The sequence below is a fragment of the Paenibacillus pabuli genome (assembly GCF_039831995.1).
Classification (GTDB): Bacteria; Bacillota; Bacilli; order Paenibacillales; family Paenibacillaceae; genus Paenibacillus; species Paenibacillus pabuli_C.
In genome coordinates this window covers 3,770,854-3,795,699 of sequence record NZ_JBDOIO010000003.1, presented here as the reverse complement: position 1 = coordinate 3,795,699, position 24,846 = coordinate 3,770,854, and the positions used below count along the sequence as shown (strand labels likewise).

The following is a 24,846-nucleotide window of genomic DNA, read 5'->3' as shown; positions in this document are numbered from 1 at the left end:
TTGTTGAAATGTCTATCGAAAAATTGTCGAATCTCACTTCTTTTGACCATTCTATTCCTATAATATTCATTATTATGCATCGCATCTCCGATATAATATAATAGAAGTAAAATATTGGGTTATAGGAGATGGGAATTGAAATGAACAGAATCAAATTAACACTTCGAGGAATGCTTGCACTCATCCTGATATGTACCATCATGGCCCCCTCACACATTCTGGCGGCTACAGGTGACGTAACCTCCATCGAGATTACCAATAGCAGCCCGCAGAAGTTGAGTGTATCACAGACAGTTGCGCTTAAGGTGATGGCTGTTGTTGAAGGATTTGATAACAAGCAGGATGTGACTGCAGGGGTTACGTGGTCTACGAGTAATGCAGCAGTGGCAACCATTGTGAAGGGTAAAGTAAAGGCGGTATCAGCGGGTGAGGCAACAATCCATGCTGAAGTCGATGGGGCCAAGGCGCAGCTCGTTGTCCAGGTTTCCGAGAAAATCAAAAGCATCAAAGCATCGCCCAAATCCTACAGTTTTGTCAAAGGCAGTGAAAGTGCCCTGCCCAAGGTCAGCATTGTGCGTGCGAGCGGCAAGGAAGAAGATGTAACATCAGAGATCGTGTGGACCGTTTCGAATGCAGCGGCTGTCGTGGAAAACGGCAAGATTAAAGGCAATACGCCAGGCCGGGTGCTGCTGCAAGGCAAATATGGCTCGGAAACGGTTAAAGTGCCTGTCGCCATTACCGACATCATTACCAAAGTGGAAGTTACCCCTACTGCAATGCAGTTGAACATCAAGAAATCCAAAGCACTGAAGGTCATTGGTACATATGCCAACGGAAAAACAATTAATCTGTCGAAGCAGGTAACATGGACTTCCTCGGACAATGCAGTGGCAACCGTTAAAAACGGGACGGTCAAAACGCTGACCGAAGGAAAGGCAACCTTGACAGGAACCTATCAGGATCAGACAATAAAGACAGAAGTTACGGTTGTTCCATTGCTCAAAAAGTTGATTACAGGCCAGAAAAAGCTTGTGTTATCTCCGCAGGGAAGCGCAATGTTAACCATTATGGCGCAGTATGATACAGGCAAAACGACGGTTGTTACAAACAATGCAGCCTGGAGCAGTACAAAACCGAGCGTAGCTACCGTAACCAATGGCAAAGTGGTGGCTGTGGGCAAAGGAAAAACGAGCATAATCGCCAAGTGGAACAACAAGAAAGTGACGATACCGGTAACGGTAAAATAAAGCTTAATTTCAATACAGCGAGTGACATAGCATTTTTACATCATAGGGATAGACAGCGAAGGGGACGTAGAATATACGTCCCTTTTTAGATACAAAAATACAAAGTCACCGCAATGAGTGGGATACCTGCCGTGCGGCCAGAAACAAAAACGGAGAGGATGTGATCCACATAAAAGCAACAATTATAAGTTCAAATGGGGATCTGAAAGATTGGGCTTACTTGAGGCAGAGAATTGCTGTTTAAATAGCAACTTCGGGTTAGGTCCGATGGATCGTAAGTATTGGAGAAGGTGATGTCGATCAGAGGAAGACGAATTTATTTTATTGCCGCAATAATGGTGATGGCAGCCGGGCTGGCATCCCGTCGCTATGGGGATATGCTGCCTGTTTTCTTACATGACCATGCTGGAGATGCCTTGTGGGCAGGCATGATTTATTTCGGATTTCGTATGGTTTGGATCAGGAGAAGTAAGGCTTGGGCATTTCTATTGAGCTTCTTGTTTAGCTGGGTCATAGAATTCTCGCAAATGATTCAGATGCCTTGGCTCAATGAGGTGCGTTCAACCATGTTGGGTGCCCTGATTTTGGGACACGGTTTTCTTGTCATAGATCTCGTCAGATATACAGCAGGGATTCTGTGCACGTTCGTGATAGACCGTTATTTCCTAAGCAATAGGAGGAGTTTGTATGCACATTGAAAAGTTATTTGCGGAGTCGCCAGAATTTGAAACGGAACGGCTGCTGCTCAGACGTCTTACATTAGATGATACGGAGGATTACTATGCATTTGCCTCTGACCCAAGAGTGAGCGAGCAGAGTCTGTGGAACCGCCATGAGACGGTGGATGACTCCGTTCAATACATCCAACGGGCCTTGGACAATTATGAGAAGAAATTGGTGTATCTATGGGGATTTGTTCGCAAAGACACGGGGCGCCTGATTGGCCGCGGGGGGATTTTTCATTTTAATGAACTTATGCAGAGCGCTTCTTTGGGATATGCCATTGCAAGCACCGAGTGGAATAAAGGGATTGCTGCTGAAGCGATGCAGCCCATCGTCAATTACTGCTTTCGGGAATTGGACTGCAACCGGCTGGAAGGTAAATGCAACGCAGGCAACGTTGGCTCTGCGCGGGTCATGGAGAAATTGGGCATGTCATATGAAGGTTTGCTTCGCAAACAATTGAAGATCAAAGGCGTGTTCACCGATCAAAAATTGTACTCCCGTATCCGGGATGATCTATAATACTTGCAATGATGTATAGGATACATATAAGGAAGAAATGACAAGGAGGCGGAACAATGATCTACAGCATTATTTCCCAATCAGTGTGGGAACAGGTATCCAAGGAGAACGTGTACGCACCGGATAGCCTGGAGACGGATGGATTCATTCATTGTTCTACCAAGGAGCAGATTCCATGGGTAGCAGCACAATATTACGCAGGGCGTACGGATCTGCTGTTGCTGGCTATTGATGAAAAAACATTGAAGCCGGAACTTGTATATGAAGATCTGTATGAGTTAAATGAACTGTTCCCCCATATTTATGGCGAGCTCAATCTGGATGCGGTGAAGAAAGTGATCCCTTTTCCGCCGAACGAAGAGGGGACACTTGTATTTCCCGAGTAAAGCAAACCCTGTACTTCAATATGGACAGAAAGGTGTTGGCCTATTGGATATGAATATGAATCAGGCATTTCTGGAGACAGCCGAGAAGCAATTTCTGTACTATAAGCAGCTCGGAGAGAAGGCTATGGAACAGCTTGAGACCGAGCAATTATTTCAGGCGTGGCATGAAGATGCCAACAGCATTGCGGTGATTGTGAAGCATTTGTGGGGCAATATGTTATCCCGATGGACGGACGTGCTCACATCCGATGGAGAAAAGCCTTGGCGAGCGCGGGATGCCGAATTCGTAAATGACATCTCTACACGCGAAGAACTGTTGGGTAAGTGGGAAGAAGGCTGGAATTGTTTGCTGAGTGCCATTCGTTCCTTTACACCGGAACAGCTCTCACAGATCATATACATTCGCAATGAAGGTCATACCGTCATGGAGGCCATTACGCGGCAATTGGCGCATTATCCATACCATGTGGGACAGATCATTTACGCGGCCAAAATGCTGAAAGAAACACCATGGAACAGCCTTTCCATTCCAAGGAACGGGTCCGCAGTATACAACGGCAACAAATTTGCCAAACCAAAAGAACGCAGGCATTTTACCAAGGATGAGTTAGACACGGATTAAATGATCGGCAATATATTAAACGCCTACTATAGAAGAAAGTGAGGGACACTATGACACAGTTTGCATTAATACGTCACGGAAGCACTGAATGGAATAAGGAAAAACGGTCCCAGGGACAAACGGACAATCCGCTGGATCAGGAGGGGAGAGAACAGGCCGTTTTGCTTGCGGAAAGGCTCAGTACGGAATCGTGGGATGCCATCTATGCGAGTGACCTGGAGCGTGCAAGTGAGACGGCGAAGATCATCAGTGAACGGCTTGGGATTGATGAGATTCGTCTGGACCCGAGGCTGCGTGAGATGGGCGGCGGACAAGTGGAAGGAACAACAGAAGCAGAGCGTGTAGCCAAATGGGGCCCGGAATGGAGCAGCTTTGAGCTGGGACAGGAAGCTGCAGACGCCGGGACATTGCGAGGTAGTGCTGCGATTGAGGATATTTGCAAAGAGTTCCCCGATGGCAGAGTCATTGTGGTCAGTCATGGCGCGATTCTGCGTAATACCCTCAGAGGATTGGTACCTGCGCTTGATATTAGCAACAAGTTGTCCAATACCTCGATTACCCGGATAGAAAAGAAAGCCGGATCCTGGGCGTGTGAATTGTACAATTGTAGCGTGCACCTGAGCTCGAAATAGAACATTATCTATCCTAAACTTGCAGGTAAGGGAGGAGATGGCGTGAGCAGAATCAAGTATGTATGGACGGAAGAGATGCTGTCTCCACTGGGTGAGGCTGGGGTGATGATCCGTTTAGGAGATGCGATATCGGATGAAGTTCACCGCAGAGTGATCTCAATCTGTACTTGGCTGGAGGAACGTCCCTTTCCGGGCATGGTGGAGTTGGTACCGTCGTACGCGTCCGTTGCATTGTTTTATGATCCAATGGTTATTGCAGTTTCTACTCGATCCGCTGCAGAAAAAGGAGAAAGTGGAATTTCTCCATATCAACATGTGTGCAGAATGATACTGGCCCGGTTAGAGATGCTGGAGGATTCCGTACATAACCAATCCAGAACCGTTGTGATTCCAGTCTGCTACGGGGGTCCATTCGGGCCTGACCTGGAGTATGTTGCGAGAGAAAACGGACTGACGCCAGTTGAAGTCGTTGCGATTCACACATCTGGCGATTATCTGGTTCACATGATTGGATTCGCACCGGGATTTCCCTATCTTGGCGGGTTATCGGAACGGATCGCTACACCCCGAAGAGCAACTCCCCGGCTTAAGGTAGAAGCCGGAACCGTGGGAATCGGCGGCGAGCAAACCGGAATTTACCCGGTAGCCACGCCCGGGGGCTGGCAATGCATCGGACGAACACCCCTGAAGCTGTTTCGTCCTGAGCATGATCAGCCGAGTCTACTGCAGGCAGGGGATCGGGTTCGGTTTGAAGCGATAACTGAGCAGGATTACATGGAATGGAAGGAGGGCGAAGGATGAGAATGGAGGTCATTCGCCCAGGCTTGTTGTCAACGGTTCAGGATGAGGGAAGGTACGGATATCGACGGCATGGGGTGCATCCTGGTGGGGTCATGGATACATTTGCAGCAAGAGCAGCCAATATGCTGGTGAATAATTCCCGTAATGCAGCTGTATTGGAGATGACCATGACAGGTCCCGAACTTCGATTTCATGAAAATAGCCTTATTGCTGTATGTGGTGCAGATCTGTCGGCGACCGTGGATGACCATCCCGTTCCCCTGTGGCGTCCAGTCGGGCTATTAGCGGGAAGTGTATTGAAATTTGGGAGATGTCGATCCGGATTGAGAGCATACCTGTCCATTGCCGGCGGGATCGTGGTGAATGAGGTCATGGGGAGCCGAAGTACGGACCTAAAAACGGGTATTGGTGGCTTGGAAGGCAGAGCTCTGCGGACAGGAGATATTTTATCTGCTGGGGAGGCATCTTGCGAAGCGCAAGCCATGCTCCATCCATTACTGGAACAAGTGAAGCTTGAGAAGACACGAATGAAGGCACCGATATGGCATCTATCAAGTAGAGAATGGCCTTTATATCAGCTTGAGCCGGTGATACGTGTAATGCCAGGCGCGGATATTTCCAAGTTTACCAAGGGCAGCCTGGAACGATGGTATAGTGAGCGGTACGTGATTGCTCCTCAGTCGGATCGGATGGGTTATCGATTGGAGGGCTCAAGGCTGGAGCTTGAACGACCCATGAGCCGGCTATCGGAAGCAGTTACCTATGGCACTGTTCAGGTGCCAGCAGATGGTCAGCCCATCATACTGATGGCAGATCATCAGACCATTGGAGGATATCCTGTGATTGCACAGGTAGCCAGCGTGGATTTGCCGGTATTGGCCCAGGCTAGGCCAGGGACTCGGGTTGCTTTTCAGCCAATTACACGTGAAGAAGCGCAGCGGTTATTCTTTGAGCAGGAACGGGGATTGCAGCTGAGCGCTGCATTCATCCGCAGAAGATTGGCCGAAACGGGGGAACGTTAATGAAGAAGGTGGATATCAATTGTGATCTGGGCGAAAGTTATGGTATATATCGAATGCCCTGGGATGAAGCGGTTTTGCCGCTGATCACTTCCGCCAACATTGCTTGCGGATTTCATGCGGGGGATCCGGCCACCATGCGATCAACGGTGGAAAAGGCCATGGAGCATCAGATTGCAATTGGAGCGCATCCCGGCTTGCCGGATATGCAGGGTTTTGGCAGGAGACGTATGGATATAACGCCACAGGAAGCCTATGACATGGTGGTCTACCAGATCGGGGCACTCGATGCCTTCGTCCGATCTTACGGCGGCTGCATGCATCATGTGAAACCGCACGGCGCGTTATACAATATGGCCGCGGAGAATAGGCTGCTTGCTGAAGCTATTGCTCAGGCGGTTTACAACGTGAGACCTGAACTATACCTGTATGGTCTCGCAGGCAGCGAGCTCATTCAGGCAGCGGATCGGATCGGTTTGCGCAGCGTGAGTGAAGTGTTTGCCGATCGGACTTATGGGGCAGATGGAAAACTGACGCCCCGCAGTCAAGCGGGAGCAGTCATTCAGCAGCCTGAACAGGCACTGGCTCAGGTGCTGCGTATGGTGAATGAAGGTATCGTTGTGTCCACGGAAGGCGTACCGATTTCCCTCAAAGCGGAGACCATATGCATACATGGCGACGGGGAACATGCCCTTTCTTTTGCCAGAGAAATCCACATGTTACTTGAAGCTGAAGGAGTAATCCTGTCGGCTCCAGGTCATGCTTGAGATAGGATCAGAACCGGAAACGTTCGAGATAGTTACATATGAATGAATTGGAGTCGATGAACAGATGAAACCGATACGAAATTCCGCGAAGGCGGTCATCGTACAGAATGGAAGGCTGCTCGTCATCCGTTTGGAGGATCAATACGGTGCAGCTCATGTTTTCCCGGGTGGGGGACAGGAAAAGGGGGAAGAACTGAAGGATGCGGTTGCCCGCGAGTGTCTGGAGGAGATCGGACAGGCGGTGACCGTGGGAGAATTGCTGCATATCCGGGAATACATCGGTAAAAATCATGAGTTTGCCGAATGGGATGCGGACATTCACCAGGTTGAGTTTTATTTCGAATGCAGTCTGAAGGATGTGAATGCCACAGTATTTGAAGGCTCCAACCCGGATGATCATCAGGTCGCGGTGGAATGGATCGCCCTTGAGGATCTGCCTTCCGTCCGGTTGTATCCCCAAACCATTGGCCAATTGCTGTTAAAACGTGAGCCATCGCGAATTTATCTTGGGGATATGAACTAATAACCTTTCCAATATGGTCACGTTTACGAACGGATTCATGGATTCACCATAGGTGGGGTGGGTACACTATAAGTACAGGCTTTTATGTCACGCAACTTATATATAAACAAGCTGCTGTTTACTCGATAACATCAGAAGAAGCCTTCAAGACGGGCATTTAATGAGGTGTCCTGTAATCCTTTGGCTTAACTATCCCTGATTTGAAGAACTGTGGGAGCAGTGAAGGGAACGGAATCGATTCTGAAGAAGCGTCAGCGGTCACGTTTGTCTCTGAATTATAACCTTACAACAATCAAATCAAGAATATTTGTAGACAACAGTGATCGGAAGAACGATCCGTAACCGTAACGGCTGCCCATATATCTTCAAAACTACCCCCAACCGGAAGGAGCATGTCCCATGAATAAGACTGAACTAGAACAAAACATTGTAAAAGCATTGGAAAACAACCCCTTTTGCAGCTTCTCAACTGTCGAGAATGGTAAACCGAAATCCCGCTATATGGCGCTTTTCAATGATGGCATGAATATTCATTTGGCGACGAACCGCCGCACACATAAGGTGGAGGAGCTTGAGAACAACCCCAATGTAAGTCTTTTGCTTGGCTATGAAGCGGGTGGCACCAAAGAAGTGGTTGAGATTGAAGGAACTTGTGAAGTGACCAAAAATGAAAACCTGCGCGAAGAAGTGTGGAATGATGAACTGAAGGCCTGGTTTGACGGCCCGAACGATCCGAATTATGTCATTTTGGATATTACACCAGTACGCATTGAATATACAGGCAAGGACCATGAGCATCAGGTGTGGGAACAATAAAGCAGTCAAATAATAGCGCTCTTTGGAAGCGCTGAATAATGAAGGACATATAAACCGTGGAGGCATTAGGGCTTCACGGTTTTTTGCTGGCTAATGGACAGGATGAAATGGATACATATGTAAGTCTTATGTAATATACGTATTTAACACGTTGGGTAAACTATATATTAACAAAAAAAGCGAGAAATATGTCGAAACTCCGCATGATTATGTAAAGTTGGCTTTGTATGTGCGGATAATGTAAAAAATAATGCTTTTCAACCACGTCTCATTGCGTTATGATTTGGAATGTAAACGATACGCACAGATATGAATAGATGTTCATGTGAGATAAACTAACCTGAATTCGGCTGGTTAAGACCGGAAATTCAGAACGCACAACCCATGAAATCTAGGCTATTTCTGCGCCTATTCGTTTGCACACTATGGCATGATTCAATGTACATAACCGGGAGGGGTTATTTTGAAAAAGAACAAAAAAGTATTATCGAGCCTAACTGCCGCTTTGGTTGCATTAAACGTGCTTGCCGTATTTCCGGTACCTGTATCGGCTGCAGATGCTGCCAAAGTAAAATTGCGGATCATGGAAACAACAGACATTCATGACAATCTGATTAACTATGATTACTACTCCGACAAAGAGACCGATCAGTATGGACTCGCCAAGACAGCTACGCTGATCAAAAAAGCGCGTGATGAAGCGAAGAACAGCCTTTTGTTCGACAATGGCGACCTGATTCAGGGTAACCCGCTTGGAGACTATGTAGCCAAAATCGATCCACTTCAAAAGGGTGAGACTCACCCTGTATATAAAGCAATGAATTTGCTCGATTATGATGCCGGTAACATCGGGAACCACGAGTTTAACTATGGTCTGGATTTCCTGGACATGACGCTGGAGGGTGCCAACTTCCCTTATATTAATGCGAATGTCTATGCAGATGACGGCGATGACGATGAAACGAACGATAAGAATTACTTCACGCCATATAAGATTTTGGATAAAAAAGTAACGGATGAGAGCGGCAAAGAGCATACCATCAAGGTGGGTGTCATTGGATTCGTACCGCCGCAAATCATGCAGTGGGACAGCGCTAATCTGGAAGGCAAAGTTATTGCCAAGGATATTATCGCTACGGCCAAGAAATTCATTCCGCAAATGAAGGCTGAAGGTGCGGACATTATCGTTGCCATTCCTCACTCCGGTTTTGAAGATATCCCTCAAACGGATCTGATGGAAAACTCGGTGCTTTATCTGAGCCAAGTGGAAGGCATTAATGCCATTTTGTTTGGACATGCCCACAAGGTATTCCCAAGTGCTGATTTTGAAGGCAAAAAAGGGGTGGATCTTGAAAAAGGTACCATCAATGGTGTTCCAGCGGTGGAACCAGGATTCTGGGGCGATCATCTTGGAATCATCGACCTCGATCTGGAACTGGTTGATGGCAAATGGACCGTGGTAGATTCCGCGACGGAAGCGCGTCCAATCTATGACACTGCGAACAAAAAGCCATTGGTTGATGCGGATCAGGAGATCATCGATGCCGTTCATGACGAGCACGAGGGTACTCTTGAATATGTACGTGGTCCGGTCGGAGAGACAACTGCTCCAATCAACAGCTTCTTCGCATTGGTTCAGGATGATCCATCCATTCAGATCGTAACGAATGCACAGAAATGGTATGTGGAGAAACACATGCAAGGAACCGAGTATGAAGATATCCCGGTATTGTCTGCAGGAGCTCCATTTAAAGCGGGCGGCCGTTCAGGTGCTTCGTACTACACGAATATCCCTGCAGGCACCATTGCGATCAAAAACGTAGCTGATCTATACGTATATCCAAATACGGTACATGCCGTTATGGTTAACGGTGCTGAAATCAAGGAATGGTTGGAATGGTCTGCGGGCCAGTTCAATCAGATCGACCCGGCTAAGGGCGGACAGCAGCAGCTGATCAACATGGATTTCCCGACGTACAACTTCGATGTTATCGATGGCGTAACGTACCAAATCGATGTGACTCAGCCTGCAAAATACGATTCCAAAGCAACCGTGGTGAATGCTTCGGCAAACCGGATCAAGGACCTCAGCTTCAATGGCAAGCCGATCGATCCGGAGCAAAAGTTTATCGTGGCAACGAATAACTATCGTGCTTCTTCGTCCAAATTGGCCAATCCGGACGGTAAACGTATCGTTTTGGCAGCACCGGATGAGAACCGTCAGGTTATCATTGACTATATCCGTGATAACAAAAAGATTAACCCGGCAGCTGATGGCAACTGGTCACTGGCACCAATCAAGCCTTCTGCAAGTGTAACTGCAGCAGCGCTGGACGATCTTGAAGTCGTGTTTGCGTCTTCCCCGGATGCCAAGGCACTGGTTGAAGCAAACCCTGCGATGTCTTTCATTGGTACCAATGATGAAGGTTTTGCCGAGTATGGCTTGAAATTGACTGGAGAAGCAGCGGTGACTCCTGAACCGGGAACGGAGCCTTCTCCAGCGCCAACGCCAGCCCCAACGCCAAAACCTGAACCGCAACCGCAACCTGAGAAACCAGCAAGCGGCAAAGTGGTATATGTGGTGAAAAAAGGGGACAACCTGTACCGCATCGGCTTGAAATATGGAGTGGACTGGCGCAAGCTTGCCACAGCCAACAAAATTTCAAATGTACATCAACTGAAAGTTGGACAGAAAATCGTAATTCCCGCTTCATAATATGTAGCGGATAATGAAGACCGACAGTCATCAGACTGACGGTCTTTTTTCTGCAAAAATGTTTAAGACTGTAGCCAAAACGTTCATACCGGAAGTCATCAAAACACTAGAGATTAATTTTATGACCCATGCTATAATATTTACAAACTTTGGGTATATACCAGTAAACATTAATTGAAATAGAAACATAAACCGGCAAGGGGGTTCTACATGAATTGCAGTGGCTGCAGTCCAATCTATCCAATTGAGGATCAAGGTACTCTGTATCTGCGTCCCGTTTTCCCCGTTTTGCTGGAAGCGCTGCGAACGTTGGGTGTGCATGTTGAACATTCGGAAGAAGCGATATGGATGACCTATACGAATGCTGAATCTGTACAGAACTGGCTTGGATTGATACAGAAGCTCGAAACAATCCTGCCAGAGTCCATTACAGTACAGGTAACTCCGATTCATGAACAAGCGGATCAGTCAGGCTGGATTAGTCTTCGGATGCTGGAATCTCGATTCAAGCATGCAGACCTGGTATCCATTATTTTGAACAATCAATTCAGCAGTCATATGCAGCCTATTGTTGATGCCAATGAACAGATTATCGGATTCGAGTTCCTGCTGCGGCCTTCCGAAAATGGGACTCCATTTAGCCCGTATGACTTATTTGAGGTTGCCCGGGATACGGGATTACATACTTTTTTGGATCGGACCGCAAGGATTACTGCAATCGAAACAAGTGCAGCTTTTTTGCCTCATGGTGTTAAACGCTTTGTGAATTTCCTGCCCTCCTCGATATACAATCCTGAATTTTGCCTGACCCATACGTTTGAGGCGATTGAACGCTTGGCACTGGACCCGAAGGATTTTGTGTTTGAAGTTGTGGAAACGGAACAGATTCAGCATATGTCCATCCTTCAACATATTTTTTCGGTGTATCGTTCCCGTGGAATGTCGGTTGCACTGGATGATGTCGGGGCAGGGTATTCAACCATTGAATTGATGAATCGGCTGGAGCCCGATTTTGTCAAAATTGATCGTAGTCTGATTGATCATTGTGATCGTGATCCGGTTAAACAACAGCAAATTATCGATATTGTTGAGATGTCACGCCGATTCGGGGGACGTGTGCTTGCTGAAGGCATCGAACGCATGGAGGAATTTGATTTTTGCCGTTCCATAGGCATCGAACTGGCTCAGGGATATTACTTTGGTAAACCATCGGCTAAGCCGCCGCAGGGTCCATATCGTCAAACATCCGCCTAAATAAATGCCTCCTTACTATGTATACATATACGAGTCACTTCGGGTTACCGGAGTGGCTTGTTTGTCATGCCATGTCAATTTTTGTAATCAAATAAATATGAACTTGAGCCGATATATATGATAACCCTATAGATAGATTTGATTTGATAGATAAGGGTTGAAGTCGACATGGAGAGGGTCCTACATACGAACAAAGATTGAATTTTTTAGAGGGGGAGAAGCAGGATGGGGGAACATCTGGATCAAGGGCAAGTGAAGAATGCTGCCAAACCAGGCAAACAGAAAGAAAATAAAGCAAAAAAGAAAAACAAGAAAAAGGGCTTTGTCTGGAGTATACGCAATAAACTGCTGGTATCCTTTCTGGCCGTATTACTGGTGCCCAGTTTAATCATTGGGATGATCACACTATTAATTGCTGATCGTACGGTAGAAGGTCAGCTGATGGATAGTGCCAAACAAAGTGTAAGCACAACGAATTCAATTATTGAGACCCATGTAAATGCGAAGATTCATGATATCAATTATTTTGCTGATTCCATTCGAACAGACATGCTCAGTGGGGAAAGTGGCGTTTCCGAGATAGAAGTGAAATTACAGCAATATGTCGGGCTGCACCCCGATGCTATGAATATATTTGTAGGAACAGAAGATGGCACCATGGTTCGGGGAAAAGAAACAGCCGGCAGCGCACAAGGGTCCAACTATGATCCGAGGGAGCGGGAATGGTACAAGCTTGCGATGGCCAATCCGGGCAATCCCGCTGTCTCAGCCGTGTCTAAGAATACGGACGGAGTAACGGTCGTGTTTATCTCCAAAACACTGGAAGATCAGTCGGGTGTGGTAGGGCTGTCTCTGGATCTGACGGAACTAAGCGAGCAGGCTTCCATTAAGGTGGGCAAGGAAGGATATGTCATTATCTTGGATGGGGAGAAAAACTATATCTCCTCACCTATAATGGAATCGGGTACAAAAGAAACGTCTGCAGCACTTGATCCGATGTTCGCAGGCAAAGAAGGAATGTTCGACTACACCTACAATGGTGATTCCAAAATGATGACCTTCTCCACCAATGAAGCAACGGGCTGGAAGATAGGCGGTACGATGTTACAAAGTGAATTGTCCCATGCCAGTAAAGACATCCGTATGGCGACGTTAATCGTCATTCTGGCTGCAACTTTCCTGACGCTGGTATTCATCCTCTGGTTTACACGTTCCATGCTGCGTCCAATTCGGCGTCTGCAAGAGTCTGCCCGGGCAGTAAGCAAAGGTGATCTGACGGTTAAGATGGAAACTGGACGAAAGGATGAAGTGGGCGATCTTGCCAAATATTTCGAGCGGATGGTAGACAACCTCCGGATGATGATTCTGGGTGTCCAGGAGACAACGGAGCAGGTATCGGCTTCCGCTCAGGAATTGTCCGCAAGTGCGGAGCAAACGACCAAGGCCATTGAACATTCCACACTTTCCATTCAGGAACTTGCGGAAGGTGCGGAGCAGCAAGTGAAAAGCGTGACGGACGGATCGGGCCAGATGAGCCGTATGGCCGAAGATGTTCGCGTAATGTCTGAACGTGTGCAATCCATTACACAGAACATGCGGAATACATCCGGTGCTGCGTATTCCGGTAATGAAGCGGCAGGACAGGCCGTGGATCAGATGAGCAGCATTCAGGAAACCGTGGAGCAACTGGCAGTGGTGGTTCAGTCCTTGAATGCCCGATCCACAGAAATTGGGAATATGGTTGATGTTATTGCGACCATATCCAAACAGACTAACCTTCTTGCGCTGAACGCGTCCATCGAAGCGGCGAGAGCGGGGGACGCTGGTCGCGGATTCGCAGTGGTAGCGGGTGAGGTTCGGAAACTGGCAGAAGAATCCGGCAGCTCTGCAGCACAGATTGGTGAGCTCGTCCATAATATCCGTCTGGATATGGATGCCGCTATGAGTGCCATGACGGCTGCTCAGACCCGAGTGGAGGATGGCATTCAGGCAGTAAATACTTCGGGACAGTCATTCGCACAGATCCGTGAGGCCGTTGAAGATGCAGCACATACGCTTGATGATCTGTCACAAACAACGAAGCAGTTAGAGGATGGGGCGGCTCGTGTTGCCCAAGCCATGAATGATATTTCCGTTGTAACCCAGGAGAGCGCTGCGAATACGGAATCCGTATCGGCCTCCTCGGAAGAACAGCTGGCCTCTGTAGAAGAGATTGCCTCGTCATCCGCTCATCTGAACAGTATGGCAGAGCAATTGCAAGGCCTGCTGGGCATGTTCAAAATGGTGGAAGATACACCGAAGAACAAGGACCAGGCATAACCCGGTAATAATACTTGTTCATAGAATAAAATAAAGATAGACAATCCTCCTGTTGCCCTGTATAACTATAACGTTGGTTTTTCACTTACATCGCGGTGTATTTATAATAGTAGTAATAGGGTGAAGGTACAGGAGGATTTATGACATACGTAGCTATACTAATCTTTGTGTTAACCGTTACATTGGTGATCTGGCAGCCTCGTGGACTGGGTATTGGCTGGTCTGCCTCAGGCGGGGCCGTACTGGCTTTGCTATGTGGGGTTGTGAGCCTGAATGATGCCTCCGATGTGGCATCCATCGTATGGAATGCAACGCTGGCATTTGTCGGCATCATCATGATTTCATTGATTCTTGATGAGACCGGGTTCTTCGAATGGGCTGCACTTCATATGGCGAGACTCGCTGGAGGAAATGGCCGCAGATTATTCATCTATTCCATTTTGCTTGGAGCAGCAGTGTCTGCTCTATTTGCCAACGATGGTGCGGCGCTTATCCTGACTCCGATTGTCCTTGCTATGGTGCGTGCGCTGAAATTCGATGAACGCATGGTACTTGCATTTGTCATGGCAAGTGGGTTTATAGCCGATACCACGTCACTGCCGCTGATTGTCAGCAACCTGGTGAACATCGTGTCTGCCGATTATTTCGGAATTACATTTGTGGAGTATGCTGTGCGCATGATTGTTCCCAATCTCTTTTCCATTGCAGCGAGTACGGGTATGCTGTATCTGTTTTATCGTAAAAGTATACCCCATCGCTACGATATCTCTGCCGCACGTGATCCCAAGGAGGCCATTCGCGACCCGAGGATGTTTCGCATTGCTTGGTATATGCTTGCGCTTTTGTTGGTTGCTTACGTCTCCAGTGAATTTCTGCCGATCCCGGTATCGGTTATCGTGGGAGCCGTCGCTCTGCTGTTCGCCATATTGGCACGCAAGAGTGAAGCGGTTGACCTGAGACGTGTCGTCAAGGAAGCGCCTTGGTCCATTGTGGTCTTCTCGGTAGGCATGTATCTTGTTGTATACGGGCTGCGCAACGCAGGATTAACGGATCATCTGAGCCGCTGGCTGGATGCCATAGCGGATCATGGCCTGCTAGCTGCATCGATGGGCATGGGATTAATTGCAGCAGTATTGTCATCGGTGATGAACAATTTGCCGACCGTGTTGATTAACGCACTGGCGATCCAGGATGCCCACACCGAAGGCATTGTTCGAGAAGCGTTGATCTATGCCAACGTGATTGGGTCTGATCTGGGTCCGAAAATGACGCCGATCGGTTCGCTTGCTACATTGTTGTGGCTGCATGTGTTGTCGCGGAAGGGTGTGAAGATTACGTGGGGATATTATTTCAAGGTAGGTGTAATCCTGACGATCCCAACATTGGTAATTACCCTGGCTGGACTGGCCCTATGGCTGTGGATTTTGGGATAGAAAATTATTTTTCAGACGTGTACTGCAATCTTCGTCATTCTCGTGTAAATAGGCCAGGATATCTTATTTAACACATCATATTGATGTCTGATCTGTCGTAAAAGGCTGCTTTCACTCTGGTGCCATGCACTTGAGGGAAAGCAGTCTTTTTATTTTCTTCTATATATGAGGTTTAAATACAGTAATCAACCATTACAAAATAGACCGGTCTTTTTGGGGCTGGTCTATTTTGTTTTCTTACCTCTCTCAGACGGTGGATTGAAACGTCTGGAAGCGACCAAACAACACCGAAGCAGGTGAAGGGGACGGGATCGATTCTGAAGAAGCGAAGCGCTCGCCTTTGTCTCCGATTTTTAACATATAAAATATATGATCAAGAAAATTTGGAGACAACAGCGATCGGAAGAACGATCCGGGACCGTAACGGTCGCTCGATAGTTGAATTAACTTCCATATATTTCAAAACACTGCCCATAATTTTAACATTGCGTTTACAAAACATTGATTTTGAGATGACATACCGAAACTACAATGATAAAAGAGTTGATGGTGAACAAACAAATTCACAAAACGCCATCACTACATTGGGGGAGGAAAACAAAACATGTTTAAAAAGTTGCCGTTTATTTTGATGACCTTAACGTTCGTACTGGTACTCGCAGCATGCGGATCCAAAAATGATGCTGGTACAGAGGGCGCAGCAAGCAATGGTTCAGGATCAGGCGAAGCAGCTGCTGAGCTTAGCGGAAACATCCTGGCTGTTGGTTCAACAGCACTGCAACCTCTGGTAGAGCAAGCTGGACAAAAATTTATGGCAGTTGATGAATATAAAAATGTAACAGTTCAAGTGCAAGGCGGCGGTAGTGGTACGGGTTTGACTCAAGTATCCGACGGACAAGCTACAATCGGTAACTCCGACGTATTTGCAGAAGAGAAGCTGGAAGATGAAGCAAAAGCAAAAGAACTGGTTGATCACCAAGTAGCAGTAGTAGCAATTGCACCAGTAAGCAACAAAGATGCAGGTGTAGAAGATTTGACGAAACAACAACTGATCGATATCTTCTCCGGTAAAATCACAAACTGGAAAGATGTTGGCGGTGCAGACCAAGCCATCGTTATCGTTAACCGTCCTAGCAGCTCCGGTACTCGTGCAACATTCGAGAACTTCGCTCTGGGAACAAAAGTAGAAGATATCCAAGGATCCATTCAAGAAGATTCCTCTGGTACAGTTAAGAAGCTTGTATCCGAGACTCCAGGAGCAATCGGTTACCTGGCACTGTCTTACCTGGATGACAGCCTGCAAGTATTGAAATACGAAGGCGTTGAAGCAACAGTTGAGAACGTAGAAGCTGGAACATATCCAGTGTGGGCTTACCAACACATGTACACTAAAGGTGAGCCGGATGCAGCGACAAAAGCATTCCTCGACTACATGCTGAGTGACGAAATTCAACAAAACGACGTAACGGAACTGGGCTACATTCCGGTATCCGGTATGAAAGTAAAACGCGATGCAGCGGGTAACTTGACTCAATAATCTTTGAACTTGCGCATACAGCGAGAGAGGCGGACTAAGGTCCTGCCTCTTTGCGCGGTTTGAACTGAAATAATCCCATATTTTACATTACTCTATTATAGAAGGATGGTTGTTATGGAACAGACCGAAGGGGGAACGGTAATGAACAGCAAGATCAAGTCACGCCGGCCCTTGAGAGAGAAACATTTCTGGGAAGAATGGACAGGACGGATCTATACGTCGATTTGTGTCGTATTGTTGATCGTTGTCATGTTTTCCATCGTTTATTTTGTGGCGTCCAAGGGTCTCTCAACCTTTTTTAAGGATGGTGTGAGCCTGAGTGAATTCCTGTTCGGCAAAACGTGGAGTCCATCATCAGAACCAGCAGCCTATGGAGCATTACCGTTCATCACCGGTTCCTTCACAACCACCCTGCTGGCCGCTTTGATTGCAAGCCCGCTCAGTTTGTGTGCGGCACTCTTTATGACGGAGATCGTACCGGGTAAAGGGAAAAAGATATTGCAGCCCGCCATTGAATTGTTGTCCGGTATTCCGTCCGTCGTGTACGGTTTTATCGGTCTGAGTGTTATTGTGCCTTTATTACGCAGCATCTTCGGCGGAGCCGGTATCGGGATTGCAGCCGGATGTCTGGTTCTATCCGTAATGATTCTGCCTACCGTAACAAGTATTATGGCCGATGCTCTGTCTGCTCTGCCCAAAGGTTTGCGTGAGTCGTCCTATGCTCTGGGCGCTACGCGCTGGCAGACGATCTACCGCGTTATTATTCCAACAGTCCTGCCAGCTTTGCTGACAGGGATCGTTCTGGGCATGGCTCGTGCCTTCGGTGAAGCACTCGCCGTTCAGATGGTTATCGGTAATGCACCGCATGTACCGACATCTTTGCTTGAATCAGCTTCCACACTAACAAGTGTAATCACCCTGAGTATGGGTAACACCACAATGGGTTCAGTTCATAATAATGCACTCTGGAGTATGGCGCTGGTGTTGCTTGTGATGACGTTTGTATTCGTCATTCTGGTTCGCTTGCTCGAAAGGAGGAACCGGGTATGAAAATGAAGGCGAAAACGGTCGATAAAGTTGCTACGTCTATCATTGTTGTTTTAGCCCTGTTCATCGTGGTATTGCTGCTTGGTTTGCTTGGATTTATCCTGTTTCGGGGAGTAGGGCAAATCAACTGGCACTTCCTGACGAGTGCACCGCAGTTGCTCAAAGGGGGAGGCGGGATTGGACCGCAGCTCTTTAACTCGATCTTCCTGTTGATCTTAACACTTATTATCACCATTCCGCTCGGCTGGGGTGGGGGAATCTATATGGCGGAGTATGCGAAGCCAGGTAAGATTACAAGTTTTATCCGATTAGTTGTTGAGGTATTGTCCTCTTTCCCTTCGATCGTTATCGGTTTGTTTGGTCTCTTGTTGATTGTTAATACGTTCGGTCTTGGCTTCTCCCTGATCTCGGGTGCCATGGCTCTCGCGATATTCAACTTGCCGCTCATGGTGCGGACAACGGAGCAGGCTTTCCGGGCTGTTCCGAAGGAACAGAAGGAAGCGGGTCTGGCACTGGGACTGTCCAAATGGAAGATCATTACGTCCATCCTGCTGCCTGTAGCGCTGCCAAGCTTGATTACAGGTACCATTCTGGCTTCCGGACGGATCTTCGGTGAAGCGGCAGCCCTGATGTTTACGGCAGGAATGAGCAGTCCGCCACTGGACTTCACGGATTGGAATCCGACAAGCCCAAGATCGCCGCTTAACCCATTCCGTCCGGCAGAGACACTTGCCGTTCATATCTGGAAAGTCAACAGTGAAGGCATTGGACCAGATTCCAAGGAAGTGGCGGCCGGAGCATCTGCGGTGCTTGTTATCCTTGTACTGGCGTTCAATCTGAGTGCACGCTGGATCGGCCGGGTTGTATACCGCCGTATGACAGCTTCGAAATAAGGAGGAACCAACATGGCCATACCTTTCGGTACGGAACAGTTAAGCATATATTATGGGCATTTCCAGGCAGTCAAGCAGATTAGCCTCGCGTTTCCTGAAGCCAGCGTAACGGCCCTGATCGGTCCGTCCGGTTGCGGTAAATCCACGTTTTTGCGGTCCCTCAACCGCATGAATGATGAGATTTCCGGTTCCCGCACAGAGGGACACATCTGGATGGATGGTAAAGACTTGAACGAGCCAGGCACCGACGTAATCAAATTACGCCAGAAAATCGGCATGGTGTGGCAGAAGCCAAACCCTTTTCATAAGTCCATTTATAATAATATCGCGTTTGGCCCCCGCTACCGCGGTATTAAAGGCAAGAAGGCACTGGATGAAATTGTAGAAAAAAGCTTGCGTCGCGCTGCGCTCTGGGATGAAGTAAAGGACAGACTGAATGAGTCTGCCCTGTCTCTCTCAGGTGGTCAACAGCAGCGTCTGTGTATTGCCCGCGCATTGTCTGTTGATCCTCAGATTTTGCTGCTCGATGAGCCGGCATCCGCACTGGACCCGGTATCTACGGGTAAAGTGGAGGAACTCATTTCGGAGCTCAAGAAGGATCTCCGGATCGTCATCGTAACCCATAACATGCAGCAAGCAGCACGGATCTCGGATTATACGGCTTATTTTTATCTGGGAAGCATGATTGAACACGGGGATACGGAACATATTTTCACCAACCCGGACAACCGTTTGACACAAGAGTATATTATGGGACGTTTCGGTTAATCGAAGTGCATTGCCATTGGATGGAGTACAATATAAAGCAATAATTAGAGAAGAAAGCATAACACCCAAATGAGAAAGTTTGGGGTTATGCTTTTTATATTTTAATAATGGTAGAGTTTGCCATGACAAAAACAATCATGCTACGATAATCAGAGTTACAAGAATGAGTAATGCAGATCTATGTTTCCGAAAGTTAGAGATGGAAGAGTCAGATATCTAGAATCCCGAAGGAGATGTTGATGATCACAACGGCCCGTGAACGATCCCTGGACAGCTTGGCAGCGGATGCGATAACACGCTATCCCTTAAGGAAGCCCTCGGCCTCCTTCATCCGTCACAATGAGAACCTGACATATCATATCATCGATGAAGAAAACAGACAGAAGTACCTGCTGCGTATACATAAAGCTGCTTTTGCAAGCATGACCGGTATTCAACATACACGTCCAGCGCTGGAGGCGGAGATGGGCCTCCTTCATGAATTAAAATCAACCACCGGATTGCATGTGCAGATACCTGTTCGTAATTTGTCGGGAGATTGGGTTACCGTCTGCTTCTCGGAAAGCGGGGAAGAAATCTGCTGCACCCTGCTTGAATGGATTGAGGGCAGGGATATTCAGCAAGGGGAGCAGCTGACAACAGAGCAGATTTATGACTTGGGGGTGCAGATGCAGACGCTTCACCAATATGGTCGTGCACAGGATACGCATGAGACAACCGGCGAGGGATCAGAAGCGGAGGTTAACCGGACAAGCCGGACCGAAGTTCGTCCATCTTATGGCAGTATCGAGGAAAATCTGAACATGCTCAGGCAGCTTGAGGAAGGGACCAGATTGGGCATTTTTACTCCGGAAGATTTTGAATTAATACATGAGACGTTCGAGAATATCAACAAACAGCTGGAAGCATATCCTCTCCGTCCCGAAACATGGGGCGTCATTCACGGTGACATCACCCGGGGGAATCTGCTGGTGACGGAACAAGGGATTTCCATGATAGACTTCTGTTTATACGGTTATGGCTATTATCTCTTCGATGCCGCAGGTGCGGCCTTGATTGTCAGCGGGGAAGAACGGGATATCTTCCTGTCCGGTTATACGAAACAAACAGCCCCGCTCACGGAACAAGAGATCAGGCTGATGGAAGGATTTATGTTGATTTTTACGTTCGGTTATTTTGCTTTCCAGATGGCTAACGAGTCCAGGCATGCATGGATGAAGGATCGGATGCCGAAGCTCTGCAGCAAATATTGCAGACCCTACGTCGAGAACCGCAGTATCTTCTATGAATTATAAGATCGTTATTTCATACAGTAATGAAGACATCACGACATCACGACCACATGCATCAACCAATGTATTTGGGGCGTCCTGAACTCAGGGGGCTCTTTTTGCGTACTATTTACTACTTATTTCAAGAACGCATTTATGAAGAAAGTATAAACTCTGCGGAGAGAAAGATGTATTTCGCTACAATACAGTCATGGGAGGATGAAGCAGCGATGAGAGACAACGTGAACATATTGCTGGTGGAGGATGATCCGGAAATTGCCCGCATTTTGATGGACCATCTTCGGCGTGAGGGATATGGGGTGACTTGGGCTTCGAGCGGTCTGGAGAGCTGGGAAGATTTCAGGAAAGGGAGCTATCAACTGGTCTTGCTGGATCTCATGCTGCCGGAAATGGACGGGTTCGCGGTATGCAAAAATATCCGGCTGATCAGCGACGTTCCGCTGCTCATGATGAGTGCACGCATCGAGGAAGAGAGCAAGGTCAGAGGTCTTGGTCTGGGAGCTGACGATTATATTACCAAGCCATTCAGCCTGGCGGAACTCACGGCCCGCATTGAATCCCACCTTAGCAGATACCGTCGATACCAAGGCATCAAGCCGGATGCGACCCAACAACAATACAACGACGGGTTGTCAATTGACCCATTGAATCAACAGGTGCAGCTTCATGGGGAAGATGTCGTACTGACTAACAAGGAGTGGGCTTTGCTCACCCTGCTTGCCTCTCATCCAGGCCGGGCATTCACCAAGGCGGAACTATATGAACATGTATGGAATCAACCGGCAGCCGGAAGCTCGGGTACGGTGACCGTCCATGTCAAGAGCCTGCGGGCCAAACTCGGTGATGAGCCCCATCGACCACGCTGGATTCAGACCGTATGGGGCAGTGGATACCGATTTGTAGGGGACCCGGTGGAATGAAGCTGAAGTACTGGTTGATGATTGCTTTTCTCATTGTAATGCTGCTTCCTGTCGCTGCAGGCTGGGCACTATTCTCCCTATACAACTACTATAACGATCAGCGTTCCGTAACGGAATATGTGGAGTTGTCAGGACGGTTGGCTCCCGTCGAGCAGGTATTATCGGACCCGGGTCTGTACCGTGTGCAATCCTCCGATGCCTATGCTCCGCTCTCCGAACTGGCGAGTGATCAAGTGAACTTTGACCTCTATCTGCCTTCAGGGATCCGGGTGTATACATCCGGCGGGGATACCTGGGCTGCCGGAGCTTATACGGTTAGGGGTTCGGAACTATATCGTGATCTGTACGACATGCAGATTCGTCATCGCACATTCACGCTGAAGAAGCCGGTATGGGAAAAAGGCGAGCTGGTTGGGATTTACGAGATTACCATGCTTCGCGGAGAGTGGCTGGAAGGCATCACGGTTCGGACAACCTGGGTCGTTGGGTTCGCTGCTGTTTTCTTTATCCTGTTATATGGCACGGTGCTCTGGCTGCTCTCGAGAAAGCTATTCCGTCCGATGAGACAACTGATGGGCAGGATGCATGCTTTTGCGCGGGGAGAAATTCCCATGGATGACGTAACGGTACGTCGTGATGAAATGGGCACGCTGCTGAAGCAATTCGATGCGATGCAGGAGAAAGTCAGGCAGACTCAGGCTGAGGTGGAGCAGGAGCAAAAAGAGAAAGAGCTCATGGTCGCTTCCCTGTCTCATGACCTGAAGACACCGTTGATGTCCATCAGTGCCTATGCAGAGGCACTTAATGTTGATATGCAGTTGGAACTGCCGGAGAGACGGGAGTACCGGGATATACTGTTTGGCAATGTGGAACGGATGAAGCACATGATTGGTGAACTTGAAATGTATACGGCGCTGGGTTCCAGTGAATTGGAGATGGCCATGGTTGAGGTGGAAGGTGAGGAGTTCTTCGATATGCTGCTCGGAAGTTATGGCGGGCTCGCCGAGCGTGGACAGATTGACGTGAGAACGGTTGTCCGCACAGACCGCCTCTACCGGATCCATCCCGAGCAACTGATGCGCCTGACAGATAATTTGATGAACAATGCACTTCGTCATACAAGCATGAACGGTGTGATGGGTCTGGGCGTCATTGCTTCAGATCAGCCGCTTCCGGAATGGATCTTTCCTACGCTGCAATTGGAGCTGGATAAGTACAGGGCTGGAACAACATTAATTTTGGTGCAAAATGAAGGGCCTGCTATTCCTGAAGAACAACTGGACCACATTTTTGAACCCTATGTTCAACACCAGAACCAGGAAGAGAAGGCGTATGCGGGCAGTTCGGGTCTCGGATTAAGCATAGCCAAACGGATTGCCATCAAGCATGGGGGTGAGATGCGCATGTGGTCGGCTGAAGGATACGGCACGCTGGCTGCATGCCGATTGCCTGAGATGGAATGCAATTAAACCCAATGTGAGAGGATGAATGGAATGATGAAAAAAGGATGGATGATGCTCGGTACAGCTCTACTTGCAGGGTCACTGCTCGGAGGTTGCGCAGAAAAGGATCTGGTTGGCCTGTCAGGAGATGAGATGATCGAGAAGGTTGTCACTGCAGAAACAAAACCCGCTTCGTACTATGCGGAAGGTGTGATGAAAGTGTGGTCGGATGACAAATTGACTCACACCATGCACATTAAGGAATGGGTCGACGGGAAGACAGGGCGTAAGCGCACCGAAACGGAGGAGAATGGCAACGTAAGCTATGCGGTCAATAACGGAACGGACATAACCATTTACGAAAAAGAGACGGGTACGGCATATTCGATGAACGTATCTGCCATGGGACAACAGCCTGAACAGACTCAAAAGCAGATGCTGGTGGATCAGCTGGAACGGTTGCGGGATTCCCATGATGTGGATATGATGGGACAGGAAGAGCTTCAGGGACAGGAAGAGCTTCAGGGACAGGATGTCATTCACATTAAACTGACGCCAAAAGAGGAAGGAACATTATCCATTTCCTCCGAGTATTGGGTAGACCCCAAAACGTGGATGATTGTTAAAGTCATCAGCACCTATGGCGATGAAAAATCAGAAATGGTCTATGATCCAATTCAGTACGATCCCGAATTTTCGGAGGATACGTTCGTAATCGACATTCCCGAAGAAGTGGATGTGCAGGATCTCAATGATCTAACGCAGAATTCGGAAGTGAGTCTGGAAGAAGCCGAACAAGCTTTGGGGCAACCCTTCTTGCAGGATATGAACGGTGAGCTGGAGCTGTCACGGATTGAGATGTATTCATCAAGTGGAGAGTTCAGCAGGGATGAAGTGACTTTGTACTACGTCAACAATGACAAGGTTGAAGTGAGTCTGACCGTTTTTGAAGCTCCGGAGGAAAATGGTGATGACACACTGCTGCCTGACGAGACAAAGGTAGAGGTTCGGGACACCGAGGGTTCGTATATGAAGAGCATCCGGAACATATCATGGAGCGAGAACGGGCTGCGTTACTCCATCATGGGTGAGAACGAAGAATGGACGAAGGAGAAGCTTCAAGCTTGGGCGAAGAATCTGAAATTGTCCAGTCAGCCTTAATTTGAA

The 24,846-nt window shown here is 48.0% G+C and carries 23 protein-coding genes; all 23 read left to right on the top strand.

The features are described from left to right. Window positions 1-140: 140 nt before the first annotated feature. On the top strand, window positions 141-1,247 hold the full coding sequence (locus tag ABGV42_RS18995; protein WP_347383027.1) for an Ig-like domain-containing protein: 1,107 nt from the start codon (window positions 141-143) through the stop codon (window positions 1,245-1,247). A gap of 293 nt (window positions 1,248-1,540) precedes the next feature. Further along, complete coding sequence (locus ABGV42_RS18990) at window positions 1,541-1,945, top strand: DUF2809 domain-containing protein (RefSeq protein WP_347383026.1); 405 nt, start codon at window positions 1,541-1,543, stop codon at window positions 1,943-1,945. Next, complete coding sequence (locus tag ABGV42_RS18985; protein WP_347383025.1) at window positions 1,935-2,492, top strand: GNAT family N-acetyltransferase; 558 nt, start codon at window positions 1,935-1,937, stop codon at window positions 2,490-2,492. The genes ABGV42_RS18990 and ABGV42_RS18985 overlap by 11 nt, the downstream gene beginning before the upstream one ends. Window positions 2,493-2,548: 56 nt before the next feature. Further along, on the top strand, window positions 2,549-2,878 hold the full coding sequence (locus ABGV42_RS18980; protein ID WP_347383024.1) for a DUF952 domain-containing protein: 330 nt from the start codon (window positions 2,549-2,551) through the stop codon (window positions 2,876-2,878). Window positions 2,879-2,927: 49 nt separating this feature from the next. Further along, window positions 2,928-3,500 (top strand): DUF1572 family protein, encoded by a 573-nt coding sequence (locus ABGV42_RS18975; protein WP_347383294.1) that lies wholly within the window; start codon window positions 2,928-2,930, stop codon window positions 3,498-3,500. A gap of 50 nt (window positions 3,501-3,550) precedes the next feature. After that, window positions 3,551-4,132, top strand: coding sequence for a histidine phosphatase family protein (locus tag ABGV42_RS18970; RefSeq protein ID WP_347383023.1), 582 nt, complete (start codon window positions 3,551-3,553; stop codon window positions 4,130-4,132). A 75-nt stretch (window positions 4,133-4,207) separates the two neighbouring features. Beyond that, window positions 4,208-4,933: a 5-oxoprolinase subunit PxpB gene (gene pxpB, locus ABGV42_RS18965; protein WP_347383293.1), complete on the top strand. Its 726-nt coding sequence runs from the start codon at window positions 4,208-4,210 to the stop codon at window positions 4,931-4,933. Further along, window positions 4,930-5,955, top strand: a complete 1,026-nt coding sequence (locus ABGV42_RS18960) for a biotin-dependent carboxyltransferase family protein (protein WP_347383022.1) — start codon at window positions 4,930-4,932, stop codon at window positions 5,953-5,955. Before pxpB ends, ABGV42_RS18960 begins: the two co-directional genes overlap by 4 nt. After that, window positions 5,955-6,719 carry a LamB/YcsF family protein gene (locus tag ABGV42_RS18955; RefSeq protein WP_347383021.1) on the top strand — a complete coding sequence of 255 codons (765 nt, stop codon included), beginning with the start codon at window positions 5,955-5,957 and terminating at the stop codon, window positions 6,717-6,719. The genes ABGV42_RS18960 and ABGV42_RS18955 overlap by 1 nt, the downstream gene beginning before the upstream one ends. Window positions 6,720-6,783: 64 nt before the next feature. Beyond that, window positions 6,784-7,242 carry an NUDIX domain-containing protein gene (locus ABGV42_RS18950; protein WP_347383020.1) on the top strand — a complete coding sequence of 153 codons (459 nt, stop codon included), beginning with the start codon at window positions 6,784-6,786 and terminating at the stop codon, window positions 7,240-7,242. A 399-nt stretch (window positions 7,243-7,641) separates the two neighbouring features. Continuing rightward, window positions 7,642-8,058, top strand: a complete 417-nt coding sequence (locus ABGV42_RS18945; protein ID WP_347383019.1) for a pyridoxamine 5'-phosphate oxidase family protein — start codon at window positions 7,642-7,644, stop codon at window positions 8,056-8,058. Between the two features lie 463 nt (window positions 8,059-8,521). Continuing rightward, complete coding sequence (locus ABGV42_RS18940) at window positions 8,522-10,774, top strand: bifunctional 2',3'-cyclic-nucleotide 2'-phosphodiesterase/3'-nucleotidase (RefSeq protein WP_347383018.1); 2,253 nt, start codon at window positions 8,522-8,524, stop codon at window positions 10,772-10,774. 210 nt (window positions 10,775-10,984) lie between these two features. Continuing rightward, window positions 10,985-12,028, top strand: coding sequence for an EAL domain-containing protein (locus ABGV42_RS18935; protein WP_347383017.1), 1,044 nt, complete (start codon window positions 10,985-10,987; stop codon window positions 12,026-12,028). 225 nt (window positions 12,029-12,253) lie between these two features. Beyond that, window positions 12,254-14,347 carry a methyl-accepting chemotaxis protein gene (locus ABGV42_RS18930; RefSeq protein WP_347383016.1) on the top strand — a complete coding sequence of 698 codons (2,094 nt, stop codon included), beginning with the start codon at window positions 12,254-12,256 and terminating at the stop codon, window positions 14,345-14,347. A gap of 140 nt (window positions 14,348-14,487) precedes the next feature. Beyond that, complete coding sequence (locus ABGV42_RS18925) at window positions 14,488-15,780, top strand: arsenic transporter (RefSeq protein ID WP_347383015.1); 1,293 nt, start codon at window positions 14,488-14,490, stop codon at window positions 15,778-15,780. A gap of 604 nt (window positions 15,781-16,384) precedes the next feature. Further along, the gene (locus ABGV42_RS18920; protein ID WP_347383014.1) at window positions 16,385-17,317 is read left to right on the top strand and encodes a phosphate ABC transporter substrate-binding protein PstS family protein; all 933 of its coding nucleotides are present in this window, start codon (window positions 16,385-16,387) and stop codon (window positions 17,315-17,317) included. A gap of 114 nt (window positions 17,318-17,431) precedes the next feature. After that, complete coding sequence (gene pstC, locus ABGV42_RS18915) at window positions 17,432-18,367, top strand: phosphate ABC transporter permease subunit PstC (RefSeq protein WP_236146679.1); 936 nt, start codon at window positions 17,432-17,434, stop codon at window positions 18,365-18,367. A 2-nt stretch (window positions 18,368-18,369) separates the two neighbouring features. After that, window positions 18,370-19,257: a phosphate ABC transporter permease PstA gene (gene pstA, locus ABGV42_RS18910; protein WP_347383292.1), complete on the top strand. Its 888-nt coding sequence runs from the start codon at window positions 18,370-18,372 to the stop codon at window positions 19,255-19,257. Window positions 19,258-19,269: 12 nt separating this feature from the next. After that, window positions 19,270-20,025 carry a phosphate ABC transporter ATP-binding protein PstB gene (pstB, locus tag ABGV42_RS18905; RefSeq protein ID WP_095291715.1) on the top strand — a complete coding sequence of 252 codons (756 nt, stop codon included), beginning with the start codon at window positions 19,270-19,272 and terminating at the stop codon, window positions 20,023-20,025. Window positions 20,026-20,264: 239 nt separating this feature from the next. After that, entirely contained in the window at window positions 20,265-21,320 is a 1,056-nt protein-coding gene (locus ABGV42_RS18900) for a phosphotransferase enzyme family protein (RefSeq protein ID WP_347383013.1), read from the top strand. A gap of 206 nt (window positions 21,321-21,526) precedes the next feature. Beyond that, window positions 21,527-22,237, top strand: a complete 711-nt coding sequence (locus ABGV42_RS18895) for a response regulator transcription factor (protein ID WP_347383012.1) — start codon at window positions 21,527-21,529, stop codon at window positions 22,235-22,237. Further along, on the top strand, window positions 22,234-23,706 hold the full coding sequence (locus ABGV42_RS18890; protein WP_347383011.1) for a sensor histidine kinase: 1,473 nt from the start codon (window positions 22,234-22,236) through the stop codon (window positions 23,704-23,706). Before ABGV42_RS18895 ends, ABGV42_RS18890 begins: the two co-directional genes overlap by 4 nt. A gap of 24 nt (window positions 23,707-23,730) precedes the next feature. Beyond that, window positions 23,731-24,840, top strand: a complete 1,110-nt coding sequence (locus tag ABGV42_RS18885) for a LolA family protein (RefSeq protein ID WP_347383010.1) — start codon at window positions 23,731-23,733, stop codon at window positions 24,838-24,840. Window positions 24,841-24,846: the final 6 nt, after the last annotated feature.

Bases quoted from the DNA above. Each gene is read 5' to 3' on its own strand.
- ABGV42_RS18995 (WP_347383027.1), top strand. From the start codon at position 141: ATGAACAGAATCAAATTAACACTTCGAGGAATGCTTGCACTCATCCTG.
- ABGV42_RS18990 (WP_347383026.1), top strand. From the start codon at position 1,541: ATGTCGATCAGAGGAAGACGAATTTATTTTATTGCCGCAATAATGGTG.
- ABGV42_RS18985 (WP_347383025.1), top strand. From the start codon at position 1,935: ATGCACATTGAAAAGTTATTTGCGGAGTCGCCAGAATTTGAAACGGAA.
- ABGV42_RS18980 (WP_347383024.1), top strand. From the start codon at position 2,549: ATGATCTACAGCATTATTTCCCAATCAGTGTGGGAACAGGTATCCAAG.
- ABGV42_RS18975 (WP_347383294.1), top strand. From the start codon at position 2,928: ATGAATATGAATCAGGCATTTCTGGAGACAGCCGAGAAGCAATTTCTG.
- ABGV42_RS18970 (WP_347383023.1), top strand. From the start codon at position 3,551: ATGACACAGTTTGCATTAATACGTCACGGAAGCACTGAATGGAATAAG.
- pxpB (WP_347383293.1), top strand. From the start codon at position 4,208: ATGCTGTCTCCACTGGGTGAGGCTGGGGTGATGATCCGTTTAGGAGAT.
- ABGV42_RS18960 (WP_347383022.1), top strand. From the start codon at position 4,930: ATGAGAATGGAGGTCATTCGCCCAGGCTTGTTGTCAACGGTTCAGGAT.
- ABGV42_RS18955 (WP_347383021.1), top strand. From the start codon at position 5,955: ATGAAGAAGGTGGATATCAATTGTGATCTGGGCGAAAGTTATGGTATA.
- ABGV42_RS18950 (WP_347383020.1), top strand. From the start codon at position 6,784: ATGAAACCGATACGAAATTCCGCGAAGGCGGTCATCGTACAGAATGGA.
- ABGV42_RS18945 (WP_347383019.1), top strand. From the start codon at position 7,642: ATGAATAAGACTGAACTAGAACAAAACATTGTAAAAGCATTGGAAAAC.
- ABGV42_RS18935 (WP_347383017.1), top strand. From the start codon at position 10,985: ATGAATTGCAGTGGCTGCAGTCCAATCTATCCAATTGAGGATCAAGGT.
- ABGV42_RS18930 (WP_347383016.1), top strand. From the start codon at position 12,254: ATGGGGGAACATCTGGATCAAGGGCAAGTGAAGAATGCTGCCAAACCA.
- ABGV42_RS18925 (WP_347383015.1), top strand. From the start codon at position 14,488: ATGACATACGTAGCTATACTAATCTTTGTGTTAACCGTTACATTGGTG.
- ABGV42_RS18920 (WP_347383014.1), top strand. From the start codon at position 16,385: ATGTTTAAAAAGTTGCCGTTTATTTTGATGACCTTAACGTTCGTACTG.
- pstC (WP_236146679.1), top strand. From the start codon at position 17,432: ATGGAACAGACCGAAGGGGGAACGGTAATGAACAGCAAGATCAAGTCA.
- pstA (WP_347383292.1), top strand. From the start codon at position 18,370: ATGAAGGCGAAAACGGTCGATAAAGTTGCTACGTCTATCATTGTTGTT.
- pstB (WP_095291715.1), top strand. From the start codon at position 19,270: ATGGCCATACCTTTCGGTACGGAACAGTTAAGCATATATTATGGGCAT.
- ABGV42_RS18900 (WP_347383013.1), top strand. From the start codon at position 20,265: ATGATCACAACGGCCCGTGAACGATCCCTGGACAGCTTGGCAGCGGAT.
- ABGV42_RS18895 (WP_347383012.1), top strand. From the start codon at position 21,527: ATGAGAGACAACGTGAACATATTGCTGGTGGAGGATGATCCGGAAATT.
- ABGV42_RS18890 (WP_347383011.1), top strand. From the start codon at position 22,234: ATGAAGCTGAAGTACTGGTTGATGATTGCTTTTCTCATTGTAATGCTG.
- ABGV42_RS18885 (WP_347383010.1), top strand. From the start codon at position 23,731: ATGATGAAAAAAGGATGGATGATGCTCGGTACAGCTCTACTTGCAGGG.